This is a genomic window from Microbacterium sp. CFH 31415, from assembly GCF_022538185.1.
Lineage (GTDB): Bacteria > Actinomycetota > Actinomycetes > Actinomycetales > Microbacteriaceae > Microbacterium.
Window position 1 is genome coordinate 1 of record NZ_JAKYXC010000005.1, and the last position, 19,719, is coordinate 19,719.

Genomic DNA, 19,719 nt, shown 5'->3' on the forward strand with positions numbered 1-19,719 from the left:
CCCGCCCCCCCCCCCCCCCCCCCCGCCCCCCCCCCCCCCCCCCCCCCCCCCCCCCCCCCCCGGGCCCCCCCCCCTCGCCCGCCCCCCGGACGGGTCAGCCCAGGAGCTCCTGGAAGAGGGTGAACTGGTCCTCGACGAAAGTGGTCCACTCGGCCGAGTCGCGGTAGACGACGAGGTTGCCGGCGTCCGCCTGGAACTGCTGGTAGGAGTCGCTCTCAACCGCCTCCTCGACGGCGGACTCGAGCACGCTCTTCACGTCGTCCGGCAGGTCCTTGGGAGCGTAGATCCCGCCCCATCCGCCGAAGACGACCTCGGCGCCGATGGCCTCCTGCGCGGTGGGGACGTCCGGCGCGTCGGGGTGACGCTCGTCATGGAGCACCGCGAGGATCCGCACGGCGTCGCCCTGCGCGAGGGCTTCACCGAGACCCGACACCGCGGCGTCGGTCTCGCCGGACGCTGCGGCCGAGACGGCCGTCGCGCCGCCGTCGTACGGCACCGGGGTGAACGTGCCGCCGGCCTCGGCGGCGAGACCGAGGGTCGCGGCCTCCCAGATCGAGCCCGCGCCCGAGTTGGCGACGGTGACACTGCCGGCCTCCGCCTTGGCGACGAGGTCCTCGAGTGTCTTCACATCGCTCGACGCACCGACGGTGACGACGCCCGGAGCGAGCATGATCTGGCCGAGGAGGTCGTAGTTCTCAGGGAGCACGTCGGCTCCCTGCGTGGTGTTGAGCATGGCGATCTCGACCGGCGCGAACCCGATGACGTAGCCGTCAGCGGGCTGGGCCGCGACGTACTCCATCGCCAGGGCGCCTGCGGCGCCCGGCATGTTCTCGGGGATCACGCTGACGCCGAGGATGTCCTCGAGCTCAGTGGCGAGGGCGCGCGACGAGAGGTCCGATCCGCCGCCCGGGTTCGCCTGGATGATCAGGCGCAGATCCTTCTCGGGGAAGGTCGACTCCGGTGCAGCGGTCTCATCGACCTTGGTGCAGGCGGAGAGAACGAGAGCGGTCGCTGCGACTGCTGCGGCGGCGACGGCGAGGCGGGTGATGCGCTTGCGGGGCATCCTTGCTCCTCTGGTGCGTGGCCGACCCTGTTGTCGACTCACTTCGACGCTACAGTGTCGACTGTTAACAGTCAACACTGAAGGGTCAGGCTTCCCGTCGCGTCGCCAGTTCGATGGTCATGCGCTCCTCTGCGCCGGCGAGGTGCTCCGCCAGAACCCGGGACGCCGCCGCGACATCGCCCGAGCGCATCACCGCGTAGAGGCGATCGTGGTCGGCCGCCGATTCGTGGAGATCCTCGTCGTGGTTGATCGTCACGTCGAGGAGCGAGGTGAAGGTCGGGAGGTACTGACTCCACGCTCCCTCGAGCCGCGGGTGATCGGCGAGCGCGTAGATCTGCGCGTGGAAGTCGAGGTCGGCGGCGAGGAAATCAGCATGGTCGCCGCGGTCGGCCGCCTCCAGCATGCGCGTCACCGCCTCGCGGGACGGCCGCCACCGCGCATCATCGCTCACGCGCATCGCCCGCTGCAGGGCGAGCTGCTCGAGTGCCGCGCGCAAGCTGTACAGCTGCTCCACGTCGTCATCGGTGAGACCGACGATGTAGATGCCGCGCGGCTTGTGCACCTCGACGAGCTTCTCGAAGCTGAGCTGGGTGATCGCGTCGCGAACAGGTCCGCGGCTCACCTGGAACTCGTCGGCGAGCGACTCCTCGGTGAGGCGGTCGCCGGGCTTCAGCTGGCCCCGGACGATCCGCTGGCGGATGATGTCCGCGATCTGCTGACCCAATGACGCGGCGCGCTGGACCGATCGAGTCACTTCGTCTCCTGTCGACAGTTAACAGAGTACGACGGAGCGACCGCTCAGATCCAGCACGGATCTGAGCGACTTCTCGGCTCGGCCTGCTCAGCCCTCGACCGGACCGGCCGCCGGTGGATCACCGTCGTGATCGTCGGCTCGCTCGATCGGCTGGCGGGGACGCCACACGACGAGCTCGGTCGCGCGGCGCACGCGCGTGCCGTGGCGCAGGGTCACTACGGCGCCGGTCGCACCCGCCGCGAAGACGCGGGCGCCCGGGCGACGTTCGAGTTCGGTGCGCACCCGCTCCTCGAGGTCGCGGACGCGGCCGTGCAGCTCGCGGACCCGGTCTTCCAGCTCGAGGATGCGCGCGATCGCCGGGAGGCCGATGCCGTCGGCCGACATCCGCGCGACCTCGCGCAGCTGCGCGACGTGGCGGAGCGAATAGCGGCGCGAGCCGCCCGACGTGCGCGCGGGCACGACCAGCCCGAGGCGGTCGTACTGACGGAGGGTCTGCGGATGCATACCGGAGAGCTCGGCGGCGACGGCGATCGCGAAGATCGGCGCCTCGTCGTCGATGTCGTGCTGCTCACCCATGCCGGCTCACCTCCCTCCGACCTATCCTCCTAGCCGCGCGCCTTCGCCATGAGGTCGGCACGCGGGTTCTCCTTCGGCTCGAGCGCGTGGTACCGCTCGAGTGCCTCGCGGGCCGCGTCGTCGAGGTGCGACGGCACAGCCACCTGCACCTCGGCGAGCAGGTCGCCGGTGCCCTTGGCGGTCTGCACGCCGCGGCCCTTCACGCGGAGCACGCGCCCCGACGGAGTGCCGGGCGCTACGCGCAGCTTCACCGGCTCGCCGCCCAGGGTCGGGACCTCGATGGTCGCGCCGAGGGCGGCCTCGGTGAACGTCACCGGGATCGTCACACGAAGGTTGAGCCCGTCGCGCGTGAACACCGGATGCGGCCGCACGGCGACCTGCACGACGACGTCGCCGTTCTCGCCGCCGTCCGGCGACGGCCGGCCCCGGCCGCGCAGGCGGATCTTCTGGCCGTCGGAGACGCCCGCCGGGATCTTCACCTTGAACGGACGGCCGTCCTCCCCCTGGAGCGTGATGGTCTCGCCCTTGGTCGCGGTGACGAAGTCGATCGTCGTCCGCGCCGTGACGTCGGCCCCGCGGGTCGGACCGCCATACCCGCGGTAGCCGCCCGTCGACTGACCGAACCGGCCGGTGCCGAAGCCGCCGCCCTGCTGGTTGAACATCGAGAAGATGTCGTCGAAGTCCTCGGCCGACTGATAGCGGCCACCGCCGCGCCCCTGGTTGAACATCGAGAAGACGTCCTCGAAGCCACCGGCGCCGCCCTGGCCGCCCGCCGTGAAGCGCGCGCCCGAGCCCATGGCGCGGATCTGGTCGTACTCCTTGCGCTGCTCGGCGTCGGAGAGCACCGAATACGCCTCGCTGACCTCTTTGAACTTCGCCTCGGCCTTGGCATCGCCCTGGTTGGAGTCGGGGTGGTACTTCCGCGCGAGCTTGCGGTAGGTCTTCTTGAGGTCAGCATCGCTGACGTCCTTCGACACACCGAGGATCGAGTAGAAGTCCTTGTCGAACCAGTCCTGACTGGCCATAGGTGCCCTCCGGACTACTCGGCCGGCACCGCGACGACGACCTTCGCCGGGCGAAGCTCGACGGAGCCGAGTCGGTAGCCGATCTCGACGACCTCGAGGATCGTGGGCTCGGTCGTGCCGGGGGTCGGCGCCTGGAAGATGGCCTCGTGCTGCTGCGGATCGAACGCCTCGCCGGGCGCACCGTAGGTGACCAGGCCGATGCGCTCGGCAACGCCGCGCAGCTTCTCGGCGATCGCGGCGAAGGGCGAGCCCTCCTCGAGGTCACCGTGCTTCTCGGCGCGGTCGAGATCGTCGAGCACGGGCAGGAGGCCCTTCGCGACCGCTCCCTTGGCGCGCTCGATCTCGAGCTCTCGCTGGTCCTCCGTGCGGCGGCGGTAGTTGGCGTACTCCGCCTGGAGGCGCTTGAGATCGTTGAGCAGCTGCGATTCGAGGTCGGCGATCACGGCGTCTTCGGCCGCGGCATCCGCATTCTGTGTCGCACCGAGGATGTCGTCGATCGTCAGCTCGTCGTCCTGGCCCTCCTGCGGGTCGGACCCGGAAGCCTGTGCTTCCGGGTCCTCGCCGCCGGGGACCTCGTTCTCGAAGTCCTTGTCGGCCATGGTTACTTCTTGTCTTCCTCGTCGTCGATGACCTCGGCGTCGACCACGTCCTCGTCGGACTCGGTCTGGCCGGAGCCGTCGGCGGGCTGCTCACCCGACGCGTCGGGAGCCGACGGCGACGCCTGGTTGGAGGCGTAGATCGCCTCGCCCAGCTTGCCCTGGCTCTGGTTCAGCTTGTCGAACGCCGTCTTCACAGCCTCGTCGTCGTCGCCGGCCAGCGCCGTCTTGAGAGCGTCGACGTCGGCCTGGACCTCGGTCTTGACGTCTTCGGGCAGCTTGTCGTCGTTCTCCTTGATGAGCTTCTCGATCGAGTACGAGAGGGTCTCGGCCTGGTTGCGCACCTCGGCGGCCTCACGGCGCTTCTTGTCTTCGGCGGCGTGCTCCTCGGCCTCGCGCACCATGCGCTCGATGTCGTCCTTGGGCAGCGAGGAGCCGCCGGTGATCGTCATCGACTGCTCCTTGCCCGTGCCCTTGTCCTTCGCCGAGACGTGCACGATGCCGTTGGCGTCGATGTCGAAGGTGACCTCGATCTGCGGGATGCCGCGGGGAGCCGGCGCGATGCCGGTGAGCTCGAACGTGCCGAGCGGCTTGTTGTCGCGCGTGAACTCGCGCTCACCCTGGAAGACCTGGATCGCGACGGACGGCTGGTTGTCGTCGGCCGTCGTGAAGGTCTCCGAGCGCTTCGTCGGGATGGCGGTGTTGCGCTCGATGAGCTTGGTCATGATGCCGCCCTTGGTCTCGATGCCGAGGCTCAGGGGGGTCACGTCGATGAGCAGGACGTCCTTGCGCTCGCCCTTGAGAACACCGGCCTGGAGGGCAGCGCCGACGGCGACGACCTCATCGGGGTTGACGCCCTTGTTGGGCTCCTTCCCGGCCTCGCGCTGCACGAGCTCGCTCACCGCGGGCATACGGGTCGAGCCGCCGACGAGCACGACGTGGTCGATGTCGGCGACCTTGATGCCGGCCTCGCGGATGACGTCCTCGAACGGCTTCTTGGTGCGGTCGAGCAGGTCCTTGGTGAGGTCCTCGAACTTGGCGCGCGTGATCGTCTCGGAGAGCGACACCGGGCCCGAGTCGGTCAGCGAGAGGTACGGGAGGTTGACGCTCGTGCTCGTCGAGGACGAGAGCTCCTTCTTCGCCTGCTCGGCGGCCTCCTTGAGACGCTGCAGGGCGATCTTGTCGCCCGAGACATCGACACCCGTCGTGTCCTTGAACTGCTTGATGAAGTAGTCGACGAGGCGCTGGTCCCAGTCGTCACCACCGAGGCGGTTGTCACCGGCCGTTGCGCGCACCTGGATCGTCGAGAAGTCGTCGTCCTTGCCCACCTCGAGCAGCGAGACGTCGAACGTTCCGCCACCGAGGTCGAAGACGAGGATGAGCTCGTCCTCCTTGCCCTTGTCGAGGCCGTACGCGAGAGCGGCGGCGGTGGGCTCGTTGATGATGCGGAGCACGTTGAGGCCCGCGATCTCGCCGGCCTCCTTCGTGGCCTGACGCTCGGCGTCGTTGAAGTACGCAGGAACCGTGATGACGGCATCCGTCACCGTGTCGCCCAGGTACTGCTCGGCGTCGCGCTTCAGCTTCTGCAGGATGCGGGCCGAGATCTCCTGCGGCGTCCACTTCTTGCCGTCGACGTCGAAGCCCCAGTCGGTGCCCATGTGACGCTTGACGGACGAGACGGTGCGGTCGACGTTGGTGACGGCCTGGCGCTTCGCGGTCTCGCCGACGAGCACCTCACCGTCCTTCGTGAACGCGACGACCGACGGGGTCGTGCGGAAGCCCTCGGCGTTGGCGATGACCTTCGGCTCGCCACCCTCGAGGACGCTGACGACCGAGTTGGTCGTACCGAGGTCGATTCCGACAGCACGTGCCATGTGTTCTCTCCTTCTTGTGGGCGAAGCGGATGCCTCGGCCCGTGGTTGATGGGAAGTCTGCTCGCGCTCGACACAGAGGTTGAGTCGCGATGGCTCAAGGCTACTCGCGTGGGTCGAGCGTGTCAAATGAAGTTGATATGACCCGACTCAAGTTTGGATCCGACTCCGACTTCGGGTCCCGCTCAGACAGAGTGGGCGAGCGTCTGCAGCAGCACGACCACGAGTCCGAGCGTGACGAGGATCGTGAGCGCCAGCAGCTGCTTCCACAGGTCCAGGCGCGAACGGCGCACCGCGAACCAGCCGATCACGGCGAGCGTGGCGACGTAGACGATCTCGGCCGCGCGGAGTGCCGCGGGGAGCGGCAGGACACCGAACCATGCGAGCGCCAGAAGGATCATCGGCGTGACAAGGGTGCCCAGCGCCCCACCTGCGATGCGCAGCTGCGCCCTCAGCTCGGCGCCTCCCGGGAAGTCGCGGTGGACGGCGAGGTGCGAGATCACGCCCGACACGAAGCCGGCCGCGGTGATGCCGACGACGCCGAGCAGGAGCGCCAGCACCGCATGGCCGGCGTCGTGCGCGTCGTTCACCGACACCACGAGGACGATCGCGAGTCCGGTGAAGGTCGCGTAGACACGCTCCTTGAAGTACTCGACGAACTCTGGGGCATCCTCGCCCAGCCTCTGGCGCGCACGGGCGGTGCCTCCGTGCGTCGGCGGTGGGGGCGCCTCGTGGTGCGCCCCCACGCGGTGACGCGGACCCTGCACGTGATGCGGGCCCTCACCGCGACGCAGGGCCTGCCCGCGTGGGGGCTCAGTGCCGGGTGGGCCTGCGGGGGGCGAGGCGGAGTCGGGCAAGGCGCCGGGCGGCTCGCTGTCCGGCGGTGCGGCGTCGTTCATCGATCCTCCCGTCGGAGTCCGCGTTGCGGCGAGCCTAACCCTGGAGGGCGCCGGGTGGCGGGCATCGGCGGGCGTGGCATCCCTCCCGCTCATTCGTGCGATCCGGGAGGATGGCCCCATGCCGCTTCCGTACGACCTGCAGCCGCTGCGCGGCCCGCGCGTCACGCTCGACGCGCTGCGCCCCGAAGATCTCGCCGACCTGTATGCCCTTCAGTCCGACCCCGACGTGTGCCGGTTCCTGCTGTATGAGCCGCGGTCGCGTGAAGAGGTGGCCCGAGTGCTCGAGCGGGATGCCGCGGCCACTCGCCTCGAGAAGGCCGGCGACTACCTTCAGCCGGCGATCCGGGACGAGCACGGCGCGTTCCTCGGCACGATGTATCTCGAGCTGCACAGCGTCGATCCCGACCGCAACGCCGAGATCGGCTGGATCCTCGCTCCGCACGCGCAGGGACGCGGCTATGGGGCGGAGGCTGCGCGCGTGCTGCTCGACCTGGCGTTCGGCGACCTGGGCCTGCATCGCGTGTACGCGGAGCTCGATCCGCGGAACGAGGCCTCCGTCCGGCTGTGCGCCCGTCTCGGCATGCGCCGGGAGGGGCACTTCGCGGAGCACATGTGGCTGAAGGGCGAGTGGACCGACACCGGGCACTACGCGATCCTCGAGCGCGAGTGGCACGGGCAGCGCGATGGCGGGAGCGCTGCCTGAGCCGCGTGCGCGGCGGCAGTGTCTGGGCGCGTTCGCGGCGGGATCGATGTCTGGCCGCGTGCGCGGCGGGATCGGTGTCTGAGCACGTGCGCGGCGGGATCACTGTCTGAGCCGCACGAGCGGTCACTCCCCGCGCGACCGGTCACTGTCTGAGCCGGGTGAGCGTCGTTTCGCGGTCCTCGCGCGGACCGCTGGCGTGTTCGTGACCGGACGGACTTGTCCACACGAGAAGCTCGTCCTCGAATCGTGCCCACCAGCGGGTGTGATGCTTGAGCCGGTGATGCGTGCGGCAGAGGTGCGCGAGGTTGTCGTGGTCGGTGCAGCCGCCGTCGGCCCAGTCGTCGGTGTGGTCGACGTCGCATGACGACGTCGCGCGTTCGCAACCCGGAAATCGGCAGGTGCCGTCGCGGTCGGCGAGCCAGGCGCGCAATGCGGCCGGCACCCGGTAAGTCTCGCGGTCGAAGCAGAGCCGGACCCCGGTCACGGGGTGCGTGAGCACGCGATGCCAGGAGTCCGCCCCCGCCGCAAGCGTCTTGGCGACGTCGAGCGGGATCGGGCCGTACCCGTCGATCACCGCGGGCTCGTCACCGTGCCCGAGCAGGGTCAGGGCGGGGACCGTGAGCGTCACCCCGACCCGGACCGGGCGCAGCGACGCCGCGTCAGCGCCGTCGGCGAGCCCGACCGGACGCCCGGAGCGCAGCACCGCATCGACGAGGGCATCGAAGCGGAGCTGCGACATCGTGCGCGGGTCGCCCGCCGCGGACTCATCCATTGCGGTGCCGGTGAGCAGTGCGTGCGCCAGCTGCACCTGCATGATCGGGCCGTAGGCCATCAGCCAGCCCATGCCGTCTCGCGCCGGCTGAACGGTCACCCCGCGTGATCGCGACGCACGCTCGGACATCGTCTCGGGGTCGAGGTGCTCGCGGACGCGGCGGCAGCGATGGGCGAACCGGTTCGCCGGGACGTCGAGGCGGCCCGAGAGCACGGCCTGCTCGAACGCGCCGCGGTCGAGCGGACGGAACAGCTGTGCATCTTCGACCAGCGCCCTGGCGTGCGCGTAGGAGATGTCACCGGAGCGCAGCGCCTCGGTCGTGGCGGGGAGGTCGGCGCACAGCACGCGTGCTTCGGCGATGAGGGTCGCGGCAGCGCGCTCGCTGACCCGAAGGACGCAGGCGACTTCGGCGCGGGTCGAGCGGGCGACCCAGTCCGAGGCATCCGCCGCCCCTGCTCTCGAGCCGGGCGCGCCCTCGACCTCACCCACCGTCACGATCAGCTCTTCGTGCGCCTCGTTCGCGCACCGCAGGGCGTCGAGCAGCATCGTGCGCTCGGCTTCGAGCGCGGCAAGGTTGCGGCGCACCCGGTCGAGCTCACCGACGATGGCAGCAGCGTCGTCGCAGTGGAGGGCGTCGGTGCTGCACATGCCCTGACTTTAGAACATATCTACGACATTCCTCCGCGCGGGGGGGGTCCTGTCGCGCCCCCGCCCTACCCCAGCAGCGTCTCCGCCGAGGAGGCCTTCGGGTCGGGCAGCCGCCGCATCCGGAACGCGTTCAGCAGGCCCAGTCCCGCGGCGAGGATGGGGATGAGAAGCGCCACCTGCAGCGCGACGTGCCTGGCCTCGGTGTTGATGCGGATGACCTCGGCCGCGGCATCCGGCGGCTCATCCGCCACCAACTCGGCGAGCCCGGTGTTCGACATCAGCTGCGCGTCCTCTTCGAGCACGCTGGAGACCTGCTGCTTCTGCTCCGTCGACAGCACCGTGCTCGCGTCGGCGAGCGACGTGAACGACACGGCGAGCGTCGCGAGCATGATGGCTCCGGCGAATGCGAGGCCGAACGAGAGGCCGAAGGAACCCGCCGCGGAGTTGACCCCGGCCGCCTCGCTGACCCGCTCGTCGGAGATCGGCGACAGCGTGTAATTGTTGAGCTGCGACACGAGCAGACCGAGCCCGGAGCCGGCGATGAGCAGCGGAATCGCCAGCCACCACCCCGTGTCGGCGATGGGCACGAGCGGCACGATCGCGAGCAGCCCGACGAGGGCGAGGGCGAAGCCGGTCAGGATCAGATTGGCCGGGCGGCCCTTCGCGCCGCGTCCGGCCCAGATCGCGACGGCGAACATGCTCAGCGACAGCGGGGCGATCGACAGACCGGCCTGCAGGGCGTTGTACTCGAGCACCATCTGCAGGTACAGCGGCAGCACGATCATGGTGCCGCCCAGTGCGATCTGCTGCAGCAGCTGTCCGCTCACGCCCGTGCGGAACGGCTTCGAAGCGAACAGCGCGGGATCGAGCAGCACGGGCTTGCCCTTCCTCTTGCGGGACCGGAGCCACCACGCCAGCCCGCCCAGCGCGACCGCGCCGAGGCCGATGATCAGCCCGACGTAGCCGCCGCCCTCCTGCCACACCAGGATCCCGAGCACGACGCCACCCATGCCGATGACCGACAGGCCCGCTCCGACGAGGTCGATCGAGCGATCGCCGGTGTACTTCACATCCTTCACGAGGCCGATCCCCAGCAGCACCACCGCGATGATGACGGCTTCGAGCGCGAAGGCGACGCGATACGACCAGAACGTCGTGATGAACCCGCCGAGCAGTGGACCCACTGCTGCCGCGATCGCCGCCGACGCGCCGACGAGCGCGTAGACGCGCTTCTGATGTTCGCCGGCGAAGTTGCCGTGGATGAGCGATTGCATCGCGGGAAGGAGAAGGGATGCTCCGATCCCGCCGATCACCGCCCAGAAGATGATCACCGCGGTCAGGCTCTGGGTGAACGTCATCGCGACGGCTCCGACCGCATAGCCGAGCAGACCGAGGATGTAGGCGAGCTTGCGTCCGATCAGGTCGCCCGTCTTGCCGCCGATGAGGATGAACGCGGCAGAGACGAGCGCTTCGAGCGCGATCGCGCCCTGCACGCCGCTCGCCGTCGTGCCGAGGTCGTTCACGACAGCCGAGATCGACACGTTCATGATCGACGTGTCGACGACGAGCACGAACATCGCCATCGCGAGGAGCAGCGCAAGGCGGCCGTTGAAGGCGGGCGCGGCGCCCGGTGCATCGGACATGACGGAAGCGAACCACGGCGGAACCCGCAGGAACAGATCCCTCAGCAGAGATCACCCGGGTGAACATCGCCCAGGGTCGACGGCCGGTACTCTGGCCTGGCGTCGCGACGAGGCGGCGCGCTCGCGGGCGCCACCCGCCGTTCACCGAAGGACCATACCGTGACGACCATGGGACCCGACCGCTCCCCCGACGAGCCGATCTTCCGCCCGCCTGCGCCGCCGGCGGCAGCCAACACCGGTGCGATCCGGCCGTTCGCGGACGTCTTCCAGGAGGCCGGTTCCGAAGCCCCCGTGCCGCGCAAGCGCGTGATCTCGTGGGCGCTGTGGGACTGGGCGACCCAGCCCTTCAACTCGGTGCTGCTCACCTTCGTCTGGGTGCCGAGCTTCCTCGTCTCGCCGTTCTTCCTCGATCCCGCCGTCGCCGCCTCCGGCATCGTGAACGGCGAGGAGATCGACTGCGACACCACCGCGAATGCGCTGACGGAGTTCTGCCGCGCGCTGGGCGGTCTCGATGCGAACCTCGGCTGGGGCATCATGATCGCCGGCGTCCTCATCGCCCTGCTCGCGCCGGTGCTCGGTCAGCGCGCCGACGCCACCGGGCGCCGCAAGCTCATGCTCGGGATCTTCACCGGGCTGCTCATCCTCAGCCAGCTCGCGATGGCCTTCATCCCCGGCACGCCGTCGCTCTTCTGGTTCGGGGTCGCGATGATCGCGTTCGGGAGCATCGTCGGAGAGATCGCGGGCGCCAACTACAACGCCCTGCTCGTGTCGGTGTCGACCCCCAAGACCGTCGGCCGCGTCTCCGGACTGGGCTGGGGGTTCGGCTACATCGGCGGCATCGTCGCGCTCGTGATCGTCGTGGGCCTCATCCTGGGCGGCGTCCTCGACGGGACGCAGGCGATCACATTCCAGCTGATCGCTGCGGGCGCGACCGTCTGGACGGTCCTGTTCTGCATCCCGATCTTCCGTAACGTGCCGGAGCCGCCGCCGTCGCCCGACGCCAAGCGGGTCGGGTTCTTCGCCGGGTACGTCGAGCTCGTCCGCTCGGTGGCGCGCCTGTGGCGCGAACACCGCCCGACCCTGTGGTTCCTGCTGGCGTCGGCGGTGTACCGCGACGGCCTCGCGGCCGTGTTCACCTTCGGCACCGTGATCGCCGCCCGCGTCTTCGGGTTCGGCTTCACCGATCTGGTCATCTTCGGCGTCGTCCTGAATCTCGTCGCGGGCATCTCGACGATGCTGGCCGGCCGTCTCGACGACCGCTTCGGGCCGAAGACGGTCATCCTGTTCGCGATCGGCGGGATCATCGCGTGCTGCCTCGCCGTCTTCATCGGCGCGGGCGCCGGCAAGGGTCTGTTCTGGGCCGCGGGCATCGTGCTGGCATCGCTCGTCGGTCCCGCGCAGGCCGCGTCGCGCTCGTTCCTCGCCCGCGTGACGCCCGTCGGCCAGGAGGGCGAGATCTTCGGCCTCTACGCCACGACCGGCCGGGCCGCGAGCTGGATGGCGCCGCTCCTCTGGGGCGCGTTCATCGCCGTGGGCGGCAACCAGACCCTGTACGGCATCCTCGGGATCGCGTTGATCCTCGCGATCGGTTTCGTGCTGCTGCTGTTCGTAAAGGCCCCGCCGCGCACGCCGCGCGTCTGAGGGGCGGCGCCCGGCGCCGTCACCAGGGCCAGGCGTCTGCGAGCTTCGTGAGCAGTCGTGCGAGGTCGGCTCGCTCCTCGTCGGTGAACCCGGCCAGGGCGGTGTCGATGGCCTCGCGGCGCTCGCCGCGGAACCCCCGCACGAGGGCGGCGCCGGCATCCGTCAATGCCACACGGGTCCGCCGCGCGTCTTCGGGGTCTGCCTCACGGCGTACGAGCCCCAGCTGGAACGCCTGCTGCACAAGCCGTGAGGCGCGCGGCTGATCGACTCCGACGGCCTCGGCGATCTCACCGACGGAGAGAGGGTGGGATGCCGCGGCCAGCGCCTCGAGCAGGCGCATCCGGGCCGGACCGCCGATGCGCGGACCGCCTCCCCACGGCGGACCGCCGTGCCCGCGGTGCGGGCCGCCGCGTGCCCACGGCGCGTCCCCGTGGTGGTGAGGACCGTGGCCGGAGTGACCGTGGGCGTCCGCTCCTTCCCACGGCGGGCGCGGGATGCGGCGGCCGCGCAGCTTCGAGAGGGCTGAGGCGATGTCGTCGGCCGGAGTCGGATCCTGAGGCATGGAATCAATTTACATGCGACTTGACATACAAACCATTCACATGTCATCCTACATATGCATGTACTTCGACATGTAACCAGGCGGCCACCCGTGCCGCCTCCGGAAAGGACTTCACATGAACGACAACGAGAAAACACAGGACCACCCCGTCGACGACACCGCCGACATCCCCACCGGCCGTCGGCCGCTCGGCTACTGGCTGCGCGCCGTCGACGGCCTGCTCACGAGCGAGTTCGCCGCCGCCTTCCAGAACGAGGGCGTCACGCGCCGCGACTGGATGATGCTGAACCTGCTCGCCGGAGAGCTCGATGCCCCCGAAGCCGCAGAGCGCCTCGCCCGCAAGGGCAAGCGACTGCGCCGGCTGGAAGACCTCGGCTGGGCCGAGGAGCAGGGCGATGGAACGTGGGCGCTCACCGACGCCGGCCGCGAGGCGCACGCACGTCTCGGCGAGGTCGTGAGCGGCATCCGCTCCCGCGTCGCGGGTGCCGTCTCCGACGAGGAGTTCGCCACCACGCTCGCCTCCCTCGAGGCGATCGCCCGCGAGCTCGGCTGGGACGAGACCCGTCCGTTCGCCGGGCGGCGCGGCTTCGGGCGCGGCTTCGGCCCCGGACGCCGGTTCGGCGGACCGCGCGGGTTCGGGTTCGGCCCGGGGGAGGGCTTCGGCTTCGGTCCGGGCTACGGCTTCGGACCGGGCGCCGGCGCTTCGCACGGCGAGGCGTGGGCGTACGGCCACGACGACGGATGCCACGGCCACGGCGGTCACCGCCACGGCCACGCCCCTCACGAGCACGGCCACGCCCCTCACGAGCACGGCCACGGCCACGGCCACGGCCACGGTCACGACCGGCACCGCCACGGCGGCCACGGTCACGACCGGCACGGCCACGGCGGCAAGGGCGGCGAGCGCGCGTTCGAGCGCGGCTTCGACGCCGGCTTCCGCCGCGGCCAGGAGGCCGGCGCAGCCTGAGCGGCTGCTCCACTGTCAAAGCGGCGGGAGATTCCTGCGCTGGAAGGGTCGATCCGACGTTTTCAGGCCGGTTTCTCCCGACGCCTTGACGTGCTGGCGCCGAACGCGGCGTAACACGCGCGCCACACGGCCGGAGCACAATGGAGCCGATGACCACCCCAGCTCTGCTCGCGATCTCCCACGGCACGTCCTCCCCCGAGGGCCAGGCCGCGGTGGCGGCGCTCGTCGACGCCGTCGCTGCGCGGCTTCCCGACGTCACAGTCTGGCTCGGGCACGTCGACGTGCAGCAGCCGGATGTCGCGGCATCCCTCGACGCCCTCCCCGATGACCAGCCGGTCGTCATCGTGCCGCTGCTGCTGTCGGCGGGCTACCACGTGCGGGTCGACCTGAAGAAGCAGTCGGCCGGCCGCGACGGCGTGACGATCGCGAAGGCCCTCGGCCCCGACCCGAGGCTCGCCGAGCAGCTGGCGACCCGCCTCGCACCGCTCGACCCCGACCCGGCGAGCGCAGTCGTGCTCGCCGTCGCAGGGTCGAGCGACGACAGGGCGAACGACGACTGCCGTGCGGTGGGCGCGTTGCTCGCCGAGCGCCTCGGGCGACCCGTCGAGGTCGGCTTCCTGGCCGCAGCCGAACCGCGCCTCGGCGCGGCCGTGGCATCGGCGCGTGAGCCGGCGGCCGGACGCGTCCTCGTGGCGAACTACCTCCTCGCGCCCGGCTACTTCCACGACCTCGCCGCACGCGTGTCGGGCGACTCCCCGGTAGCCCGACCGCTGCTCGACGATGACGAGCCCGCGGCATCCCTCGTCGACATCGTCGTCGACCGATACCGCAGCGCAATCCCGACATTGCGAGCGCTTTCCTGGACGCGGTCTGACAACCCCGGCCAGCCGCAACCTCTGTGACGCACCGTTACGCACGGTGACGCCCCTTGACACGCGCCTAGGCCGGGGCTCGCGGCGCTTCTACTCTCGCCGAATGGGCTCGCCAGAGTCCGCCCCGGCGACGCCCGGGGACTCCTCCGGAGGCCACCGTGACCCTCAGCGACACCGACACCCGCGCCGCAGCACCGCCGCCTGCACGCGCCGGCGGCGCGACCGCGCGTCCGCCGCGGCCGTCGTCCAAGCCCAACGGGCAGTGGAAGATCGACGGCACGACGCCCCTCAACGGCAACGAGGAGTGGAAGCAGGTCGACGACGGCCTCGCCGTACGCGAGCGCATCGAGAGGATCTACGCGAAGGGCGGCTTCGCGAGCATCGACCCGACCGACCTGCACGGCCGATTCCGCGTGTGGGGCCTCTACACGCAGCGCAAGCCGGGCATCGACGGCGGCCGCACCGCCACCCTCGAGCCGCACGAGCTCGAGGATGCGTACTTCATGCTCCGCGTCCGCATCGACGGCGGCCAGCTGACCACCGAGCAGCTGCGCGCGATCGCCGGCATCTCGCAGGAGTTCGGACGCGACACCGCCGACCTCACCGACCGGCAGAACATCCAGCTGCACTGGGTCGAGGTCGAGTCGATGCCCGAGATCTGGCGGCGCCTCGAAGCGGTCGGGCTGGGCACGACCGAGGCCTGCGGTGATGTGCCGCGTGTCGTGCTCGGGTCGCCCGTCGCGGGCATCGCCGCCGACGAGCTCATCGACCCGACGCCGCAGATCGACGAGATCACATCGCGCTTCATCGGCGATCCGTCGCTCGCCAATCTCCCCCGCAAGTTCAAGTCGGCGATCACCGGGCACCCCAGCCAGGACGTCGTGCATGAGATCAACGACGTCGCCTTCGTCGCAGTCGAGCATCCCGACTTCGGCGTCGGCTATGACCTGTGGGTCGGCGGCGGCCTGTCGACGACGCCGCGTCTCGCCGAGCGGCTCGGTGTCTTCGTGTCGCCGGATCGGGTGGCGGATGCCTGGCACGGCGTCGCCCAGATCTTCCGCGACTACGGCTACCGGCGGCTGCGCAACAAGGCGCGACTGAAGTTCCTGCTCGCGGAGTGGGGCGCCGGGAAGTTCCGCCAGGTGCTCCAGGATGAGTACCTCGGCTACGCCCTCCCCGACGGACCTGCTGCGCCGAAGCCGCTCGCACACGGCGACCATGTCGGCGTGCACCGGCAGAAGGACGGCCGCTTCTACGTCGGCGTCACCCCGATCGTCGGCCGGGTCTCGGGCCGGATCCTCGCACAGCTCGCCGACCTCGTCGAGGCGCACGGCTCGACGAGGCTGCGCACCACCCCGCACCAGAAGCTCGTCATCCTCGACATCCCCGCAGACCGCGTCGACTCGCTCGTCGCCGGGCTCGACGAGCTCGGGCTCTCGGCGCGTCCGAGCCTGATCCGCCGCGGCACGATCGCCTGCACCGGCATCGAGTTCTGCAAGCTCGCGATCGTCGAGACCAAGGCCTACGCGACGGCCGCCGTGCTCGATCTCGAGAAGCGTCTCGAGCAGTTCGAGCTGCCGCATCCGATCTCGCTCCATGTCAACGGCTGCCCGAACTCGTGCGCGCGCATCCAGACGGCCGACATCGGCCTCAAGGGCCAGCTCGTGACGATCGACGGCGAACAGGTGCCCGGATACCAGGTGCACCTCGGCGGCGGACTCGTCAGCGCCGACCGCGACGAGGCCGGCCTCGGCCGCACCGTGCGCGGCCTCAAAGTAGGCGCCGACGGCATCGCCGACTACGTCGACCGGGTGGTGCGCCGCTTCCTTTCGGAACGGGATGCCGCGGCCGACGAGACCTTCGCCCAGTGGGCGCACCGCGCCGACGACGAGGCCCTCCAGTGACCCGCAGCACCCACCCCCACGTCACCGCGAGACTTCATCCGCGCGCCCAGACTGCACGCACCGACCGCCGGCTCGGTGCACCGGTGCAGTCTCGCGGGGCGACGGCGGGGGGTGGCGCATGACCGTGTCGCTTGCGCCCCGCGTCGCCGTGAAGCGCTCGGGCGAAGAGCTGCGGGCTCTCGCCGAACGAGGCAACCTCGAGCTCGGCAGTCTCACCGAGCACGAGGCATCCCCCGCCGACGTCGTCGCCTGGGTCGCGCGCAACTTCTCGATGACGTCGGCGGCGGTCGCATGCTCGATGGCGGATGCCGCGCTGCCGCACCTCATCGCCGAGCACCTGCCGGGTGTCGACGTGCTGTTCCTCGACACCGGATACCACTTCGCCGAGACGCGCTTCACGCGCGATGAGGTCGGCCGCATCCTCGACGTGCGGATCGTCGACGTGCTGCCCGAGCAGACCGTCGCGCAGCAGGACGCCGAGTTCGGCGCGAAGCTGCACGAGCGCGACGCGGCGCTGTGCTGCGAGCGCCGCAAGGTGACCCCGCTCCGCGATGCCCTCGCCGGCTACGAGGTCTGGTTCACGGGCGTACGCCGCGACGAGGCGCCGACCCGCACCCGCACGCCTCTCGTCACGTGGGACGAGCGCAACGGCCTGGTGAAGGTGAACCCCGTCGCCGCCTGGACCTTCGACGACCTGCTCGACTACGCCGGCGCCCACCGGGTGCCCGTCAATCTCCTCGTGTCGAACGGCTACCCGTCCATCGGGTGCGAGCCCTGCACCCGACCGGTCGCGCCCGGCGATGACCCCCGTTCCGGCCGCTGGGCCGGGCTCTCCAAGACTGAATGCGGGCTCCACGTATGACCGAGACACTCACCGCCAACGCTGTCGCCGAGAACAGGAGTTCTGGCGAGGACAGGTCGATTCCCGGCGGATCGTCCTCCGCTCGGCAGACCACCGGTTCCGGGCAGCTCGGCACCGCACCGTCGACGCTCAGCACGCTCGACCTGCTCGAGGCCGAGGCCATCCACATCATCCGCGAGGTGGTCGCCGAGTTCGAGCGGCCCGTGCTGCTGTTCTCCGGCGGCAAGGACTCCGTCGTCGTGCTGCACCTCGCCACCAAGGCGTTCGCTCCCGGTCGCGTGCCGTTCCCGGTGCTGCACGTCGACACCGGCCACAACTTCCCCGAGGTGATCGCGTTCCGCGACGAGACCGTCGAGCGTCTCGGCCTCCGCCTCGATATCGCCCGCGTGCAGGACTACATCGACGACGGTCGCCTGCAGGAGCGCGCCGACGGCACCCGAAACCCGCTGCAGACCCTGCCGCTGCTCGACGCGATCGCCGCAGGCCGGCACGACGCCGTCTTCGGCGGCGCGCGGCGCGACGAGGACAAGGCCCGCGCGAAGGAGCGCATCATCTCGCTGCGCGACGAGTTCGGCCAGTGGGACCCGCGCAACCAGCGGCCCGAGCTGTGGAGCCTGTACAACGGCCGCCACACTCCGGGCCAGCATGTGCGCGCCTTCCCGATCTCGAACTGGACCGAGCTCGACGTCTGGCGCTACATCGAGCGCGAGGGCATCCCCCTTCCTCCGCTCTACTTCGCGCACGAGCGCGAGGTCTATGCCCGCGACGGCATGTGGCGTCCCGTCGGCGAGTTCTCCCCTCCGCGCGCGGGCGAGAAGGTCGAGCGTCGCACGGTGCGCTACCGCACGGTGGGCGACATGAGCTGCACCGGAGCAGTGGAATCGGATGCCGCATCCCTCGCCGACATCGTCGCCGAAGTGGCCATCTCGACCCTCACCGAGCGCGGCGCCACCCGCGCCGACGACCGCCTCAGCGAGGCGGCCATGGAGGACCGCAAGAAGGACGGGTACTTCTGATGTCTGGGACGCTCACCGCCCAACCCACGCTCTTCCGGTTCGCGACCGCAGGATCGGTCGACGACGGCAAGTCGACGCTCGTCGGACGCCTGCTGCACGACTCGAAGGCGATCCTCGCCGACCAGCTCGATCAGGTCGCCCGCACGTCGGCCGAGCGCGGCTTCGCCCATGGCGCCTTCGACTTCGCGCTGCTGACCGACGGCCTGCGGGCCGAGCGCGAGCAGGGCATCACGATCGACGTCGCCTACCGCTACTTCTCGACGGGCTCCCGGTCGTTCATCCTCGCCGACTGCCCCGGCCACGTGCAGTACACGCGCAACATGGTCACCGGCGCGACGACCGCTGACGCCGTGGTCGTGCTCGTCGACGGACGCAAGGGCGTGCTCGAGCAGACCCGCCGGCATCTCGCGGTCGTCGCGCTGCTGCGCGTTCCGCATGTGATCGTCGCGGTGAACAAGATCGACCTGATCGGATTCTCGGCGGATGCCTTCGCCGACGTCGCGGCGCAGGCGCGTTCGGTCGCGAGCGAGCTCGACATCGAGGGCCTCCACTTGCTCCCCGTCTCGGCGCTCGACGGCGACAACGTCGTGGACCGCTCCGATCGCACCCCCTGGTACGACGGGCCTTCGCTGCTCGAGCTGCTCGAGACCCTGCCCGCGACGGGATCGCTCGGCGACGATCCGCACACCGCACCCGAGCCGCTGCGCCTCCCGGTGCAGCTCGTGCTGAGGCCGCAGGGCGGCCTCTCGCCCGAGCTCGCCGCCGATCCCGTCGAAGCCGAGCTGCTGCGCGACTATCGCGCTGTCGCCGGGCGCATCTCGTCGGGCACTGTGCGCATCGGCGACCGGGTGCAGCTGTTCCCGTCCGGCATCGCGACGACGGTCACCGGCATCCGCTCCTCCGGTCGCCCGGTCGCCGAGGCTGTCGCCCCGCAGTCGGTGTCGCTCGAGTTCGCCGACGACCTCGACACAGCGCGCGGCGCGCTGGTCGTCGCCGAGGGGACGCTCCCCCTCGGTCGCCGCGAGGCCGACGTCGAGCTGTTCAACCTCGACGCCCGTCCGATCACCCCCGGTCAGCGGGTGCTGGTCAAGCACGGCACGACGACGGTGCAGGCGATCGTCGCGCAGATCGAGTCGCGGTACGACCTCGACGCGCTGGTCCACGCGCCGGCGCAGACTCTGCACACCAACGACATCGGCCGCGCGCGCCTGCGCCTGGCCGCCGATCTTCCGCTCGAGCCGTACGCCTCGAGCCGGCACGGGGGCTCGTTCCTCGTGATCCATCCGTCCGACGGCGCCACCCTGGCCGCCGGCATCGTGCGCGACTGACGCGCACCCGCCCTGCT

18 protein-coding genes are annotated in these 19,719 nt (G+C 70.5%); 8 read left to right on the top strand and 10 right to left on the bottom strand.

Features of this window, described 5'->3' with window-relative positions:
* Window positions 1-94: 94 nt before the first annotated feature.
* The 7 genes from MK786_RS06560 to MK786_RS06590 all read right to left on the bottom strand — a co-directional run bounded on the left by MK786_RS06560 (window position 95) and on the right by MK786_RS06590 (window position 6,631).
* On the bottom strand, window positions 95-1,063 hold the full coding sequence (locus tag MK786_RS06560) for a tripartite tricarboxylate transporter substrate binding protein (protein WP_241111441.1): 969 nt from the start codon (window positions 1,061-1,063) through the stop codon (window positions 95-97).
* Between the two features lie 85 nt (window positions 1,064-1,148).
* On the bottom strand, window positions 1,149-1,817 hold the full coding sequence (locus MK786_RS06565; RefSeq protein WP_241111442.1) for a GntR family transcriptional regulator: 669 nt from the start codon (window positions 1,815-1,817) through the stop codon (window positions 1,149-1,151).
* Window positions 1,818-1,904: 87 nt separating this feature from the next.
* Window positions 1,905-2,393 carry a heat shock protein transcriptional repressor HspR gene (locus MK786_RS06570; RefSeq protein ID WP_241111443.1) on the bottom strand — a complete coding sequence of 163 codons (489 nt, stop codon included), beginning with the start codon at window positions 2,391-2,393 and terminating at the stop codon, window positions 1,905-1,907.
* Window positions 2,394-2,422: 29 nt separating this feature from the next.
* On the bottom strand, window positions 2,423-3,418 hold the full coding sequence (locus tag MK786_RS06575; RefSeq protein ID WP_241111444.1) for a DnaJ C-terminal domain-containing protein: 996 nt from the start codon (window positions 3,416-3,418) through the stop codon (window positions 2,423-2,425).
* Between the two features lie 14 nt (window positions 3,419-3,432).
* A complete protein-coding gene (locus MK786_RS06580) occupies window positions 3,433-4,017 on the bottom strand; it encodes a nucleotide exchange factor GrpE (RefSeq protein WP_241111445.1) in 585 nt (194 codons plus the stop codon).
* Window positions 4,018-4,019: 2 nt separating this feature from the next.
* Complete coding sequence (gene dnaK, locus MK786_RS06585; protein WP_241111446.1) at window positions 4,020-5,888, bottom strand: molecular chaperone DnaK; 1,869 nt, start codon at window positions 5,886-5,888, stop codon at window positions 4,020-4,022.
* Between the two features lie 182 nt (window positions 5,889-6,070).
* A complete protein-coding gene (locus MK786_RS06590) occupies window positions 6,071-6,631 on the bottom strand; it encodes a hypothetical protein (protein WP_241111447.1) in 561 nt (186 codons plus the stop codon).
* A gap of 271 nt (window positions 6,632-6,902) precedes the next feature.
* On the opposite strand from MK786_RS06590, the gene MK786_RS06595 reads away from it, so the two are divergent.
* A complete protein-coding gene (locus MK786_RS06595) occupies window positions 6,903-7,487 on the top strand; it encodes a GNAT family N-acetyltransferase (RefSeq protein WP_241111448.1) in 585 nt (194 codons plus the stop codon).
* Between the two features lie 142 nt (window positions 7,488-7,629).
* On the opposite strand, the gene MK786_RS06600 is transcribed toward MK786_RS06595, so the two are convergent.
* Window positions 7,630-8,907 carry an HNH endonuclease signature motif containing protein gene (locus tag MK786_RS06600; RefSeq protein ID WP_241111449.1) on the bottom strand — a complete coding sequence of 426 codons (1,278 nt, stop codon included), beginning with the start codon at window positions 8,905-8,907 and terminating at the stop codon, window positions 7,630-7,632.
* 65 nt (window positions 8,908-8,972) lie between these two features.
* Entirely contained in the window at window positions 8,973-10,550 is a 1,578-nt protein-coding gene (locus tag MK786_RS06605; protein WP_241111450.1) for an MFS transporter, read from the bottom strand.
* A gap of 168 nt (window positions 10,551-10,718) precedes the next feature.
* Between MK786_RS06605 and MK786_RS06610 the strand changes: the two genes are divergently transcribed.
* Entirely contained in the window at window positions 10,719-12,191 is a 1,473-nt protein-coding gene (locus tag MK786_RS06610; RefSeq protein ID WP_241111712.1) for an MFS transporter, read from the top strand.
* A gap of 19 nt (window positions 12,192-12,210) precedes the next feature.
* On the opposite strand, the gene MK786_RS06615 is transcribed toward MK786_RS06610, so the two are convergent.
* Window positions 12,211-12,753 (bottom strand): MarR family winged helix-turn-helix transcriptional regulator, encoded by a 543-nt coding sequence (locus MK786_RS06615; RefSeq protein ID WP_241111451.1) that lies wholly within the window; start codon window positions 12,751-12,753, stop codon window positions 12,211-12,213.
* Window positions 12,754-12,868: 115 nt separating this feature from the next.
* On the opposite strand from MK786_RS06615, the gene MK786_RS06620 reads away from it, so the two are divergent.
* The 6 genes from MK786_RS06620 to MK786_RS06645 all read left to right on the top strand — a co-directional run bounded on the left by MK786_RS06620 (window position 12,869) and on the right by MK786_RS06645 (window position 19,702).
* Window positions 12,869-13,720 (top strand): hypothetical protein, encoded by an 852-nt coding sequence (locus tag MK786_RS06620; RefSeq protein WP_241111452.1) that lies wholly within the window; start codon window positions 12,869-12,871, stop codon window positions 13,718-13,720.
* A gap of 149 nt (window positions 13,721-13,869) precedes the next feature.
* Window positions 13,870-14,622: a sirohydrochlorin chelatase gene (locus MK786_RS06625; protein WP_241111453.1), complete on the top strand. Its 753-nt coding sequence runs from the start codon at window positions 13,870-13,872 to the stop codon at window positions 14,620-14,622.
* A gap of 128 nt (window positions 14,623-14,750) precedes the next feature.
* Entirely contained in the window at window positions 14,751-16,496 is a 1,746-nt protein-coding gene (locus MK786_RS06630; protein ID WP_308220025.1) for a nitrite/sulfite reductase, read from the top strand.
* A 118-nt stretch (window positions 16,497-16,614) separates the two neighbouring features.
* A complete protein-coding gene (locus MK786_RS06635; RefSeq protein WP_241111454.1) occupies window positions 16,615-17,358 on the top strand; it encodes a phosphoadenylyl-sulfate reductase in 744 nt (247 codons plus the stop codon).
* Window positions 17,355-18,374 (top strand): sulfate adenylyltransferase subunit CysD, encoded by a 1,020-nt coding sequence (cysD, locus tag MK786_RS06640; protein ID WP_241111455.1) that lies wholly within the window; start codon window positions 17,355-17,357, stop codon window positions 18,372-18,374. The genes MK786_RS06635 and cysD overlap by 4 nt, the downstream gene beginning before the upstream one ends.
* Window positions 18,374-19,702: a sulfate adenylyltransferase subunit 1 gene (locus MK786_RS06645; RefSeq protein WP_241111456.1), complete on the top strand. Its 1,329-nt coding sequence runs from the start codon at window positions 18,374-18,376 to the stop codon at window positions 19,700-19,702. Before cysD ends, MK786_RS06645 begins: the two co-directional genes overlap by 1 nt.
* The last annotated feature ends 17 nt before the right edge of the window (window positions 19,703-19,719 follow it).

What these genes read in the sequence shown, in the direction of transcription:
- MK786_RS06595 (WP_241111448.1), top strand. Translation starts at nt 6,903, where the DNA reads ATGCCGCTTCCGTACGACCTGCAGCCGCTGCGCGGCCCGCGCGTCACG.
- MK786_RS06605 (WP_241111450.1), bottom strand. Translation starts at nt 10,550, where the DNA reads ATGTCCGATGCACCGGGCGCCGCGCCCGCCTTCAACGGCCGCCTTGCG.
- MK786_RS06580 (WP_241111445.1), bottom strand. Translation starts at nt 4,017, where the DNA reads ATGGCCGACAAGGACTTCGAGAACGAGGTCCCCGGCGGCGAGGACCCG.
- dnaK (WP_241111446.1), bottom strand. Translation starts at nt 5,888, where the DNA reads ATGGCACGTGCTGTCGGAATCGACCTCGGTACGACCAACTCGGTCGTC.
- MK786_RS06625 (WP_241111453.1), top strand. Translation starts at nt 13,870, where the DNA reads ATGACCACCCCAGCTCTGCTCGCGATCTCCCACGGCACGTCCTCCCCC.
- MK786_RS06645 (WP_241111456.1), top strand. Translation starts at nt 18,374, where the DNA reads ATGTCTGGGACGCTCACCGCCCAACCCACGCTCTTCCGGTTCGCGACC.
- cysD (WP_241111455.1), top strand. Translation starts at nt 17,355, where the DNA reads ATGACCGAGACACTCACCGCCAACGCTGTCGCCGAGAACAGGAGTTCT.
- MK786_RS06570 (WP_241111443.1), bottom strand. Translation starts at nt 2,393, where the DNA reads ATGGGTGAGCAGCACGACATCGACGACGAGGCGCCGATCTTCGCGATC.
- MK786_RS06620 (WP_241111452.1), top strand. Translation starts at nt 12,869, where the DNA reads ATGAACGACAACGAGAAAACACAGGACCACCCCGTCGACGACACCGCC.
- MK786_RS06575 (WP_241111444.1), bottom strand. Translation starts at nt 3,418, where the DNA reads ATGGCCAGTCAGGACTGGTTCGACAAGGACTTCTACTCGATCCTCGGT.
- MK786_RS06635 (WP_241111454.1), top strand. Translation starts at nt 16,615, where the DNA reads ATGACCGTGTCGCTTGCGCCCCGCGTCGCCGTGAAGCGCTCGGGCGAA.
- MK786_RS06600 (WP_241111449.1), bottom strand. Translation starts at nt 8,907, where the DNA reads ATGTGCAGCACCGACGCCCTCCACTGCGACGACGCTGCTGCCATCGTC.
- MK786_RS06615 (WP_241111451.1), bottom strand. Translation starts at nt 12,753, where the DNA reads ATGCCTCAGGATCCGACTCCGGCCGACGACATCGCCTCAGCCCTCTCG.
- MK786_RS06560 (WP_241111441.1), bottom strand. Translation starts at nt 1,063, where the DNA reads ATGCCCCGCAAGCGCATCACCCGCCTCGCCGTCGCCGCCGCAGCAGTC.
- MK786_RS06610 (WP_241111712.1), top strand. Translation starts at nt 10,719, where the DNA reads ATGGGACCCGACCGCTCCCCCGACGAGCCGATCTTCCGCCCGCCTGCG.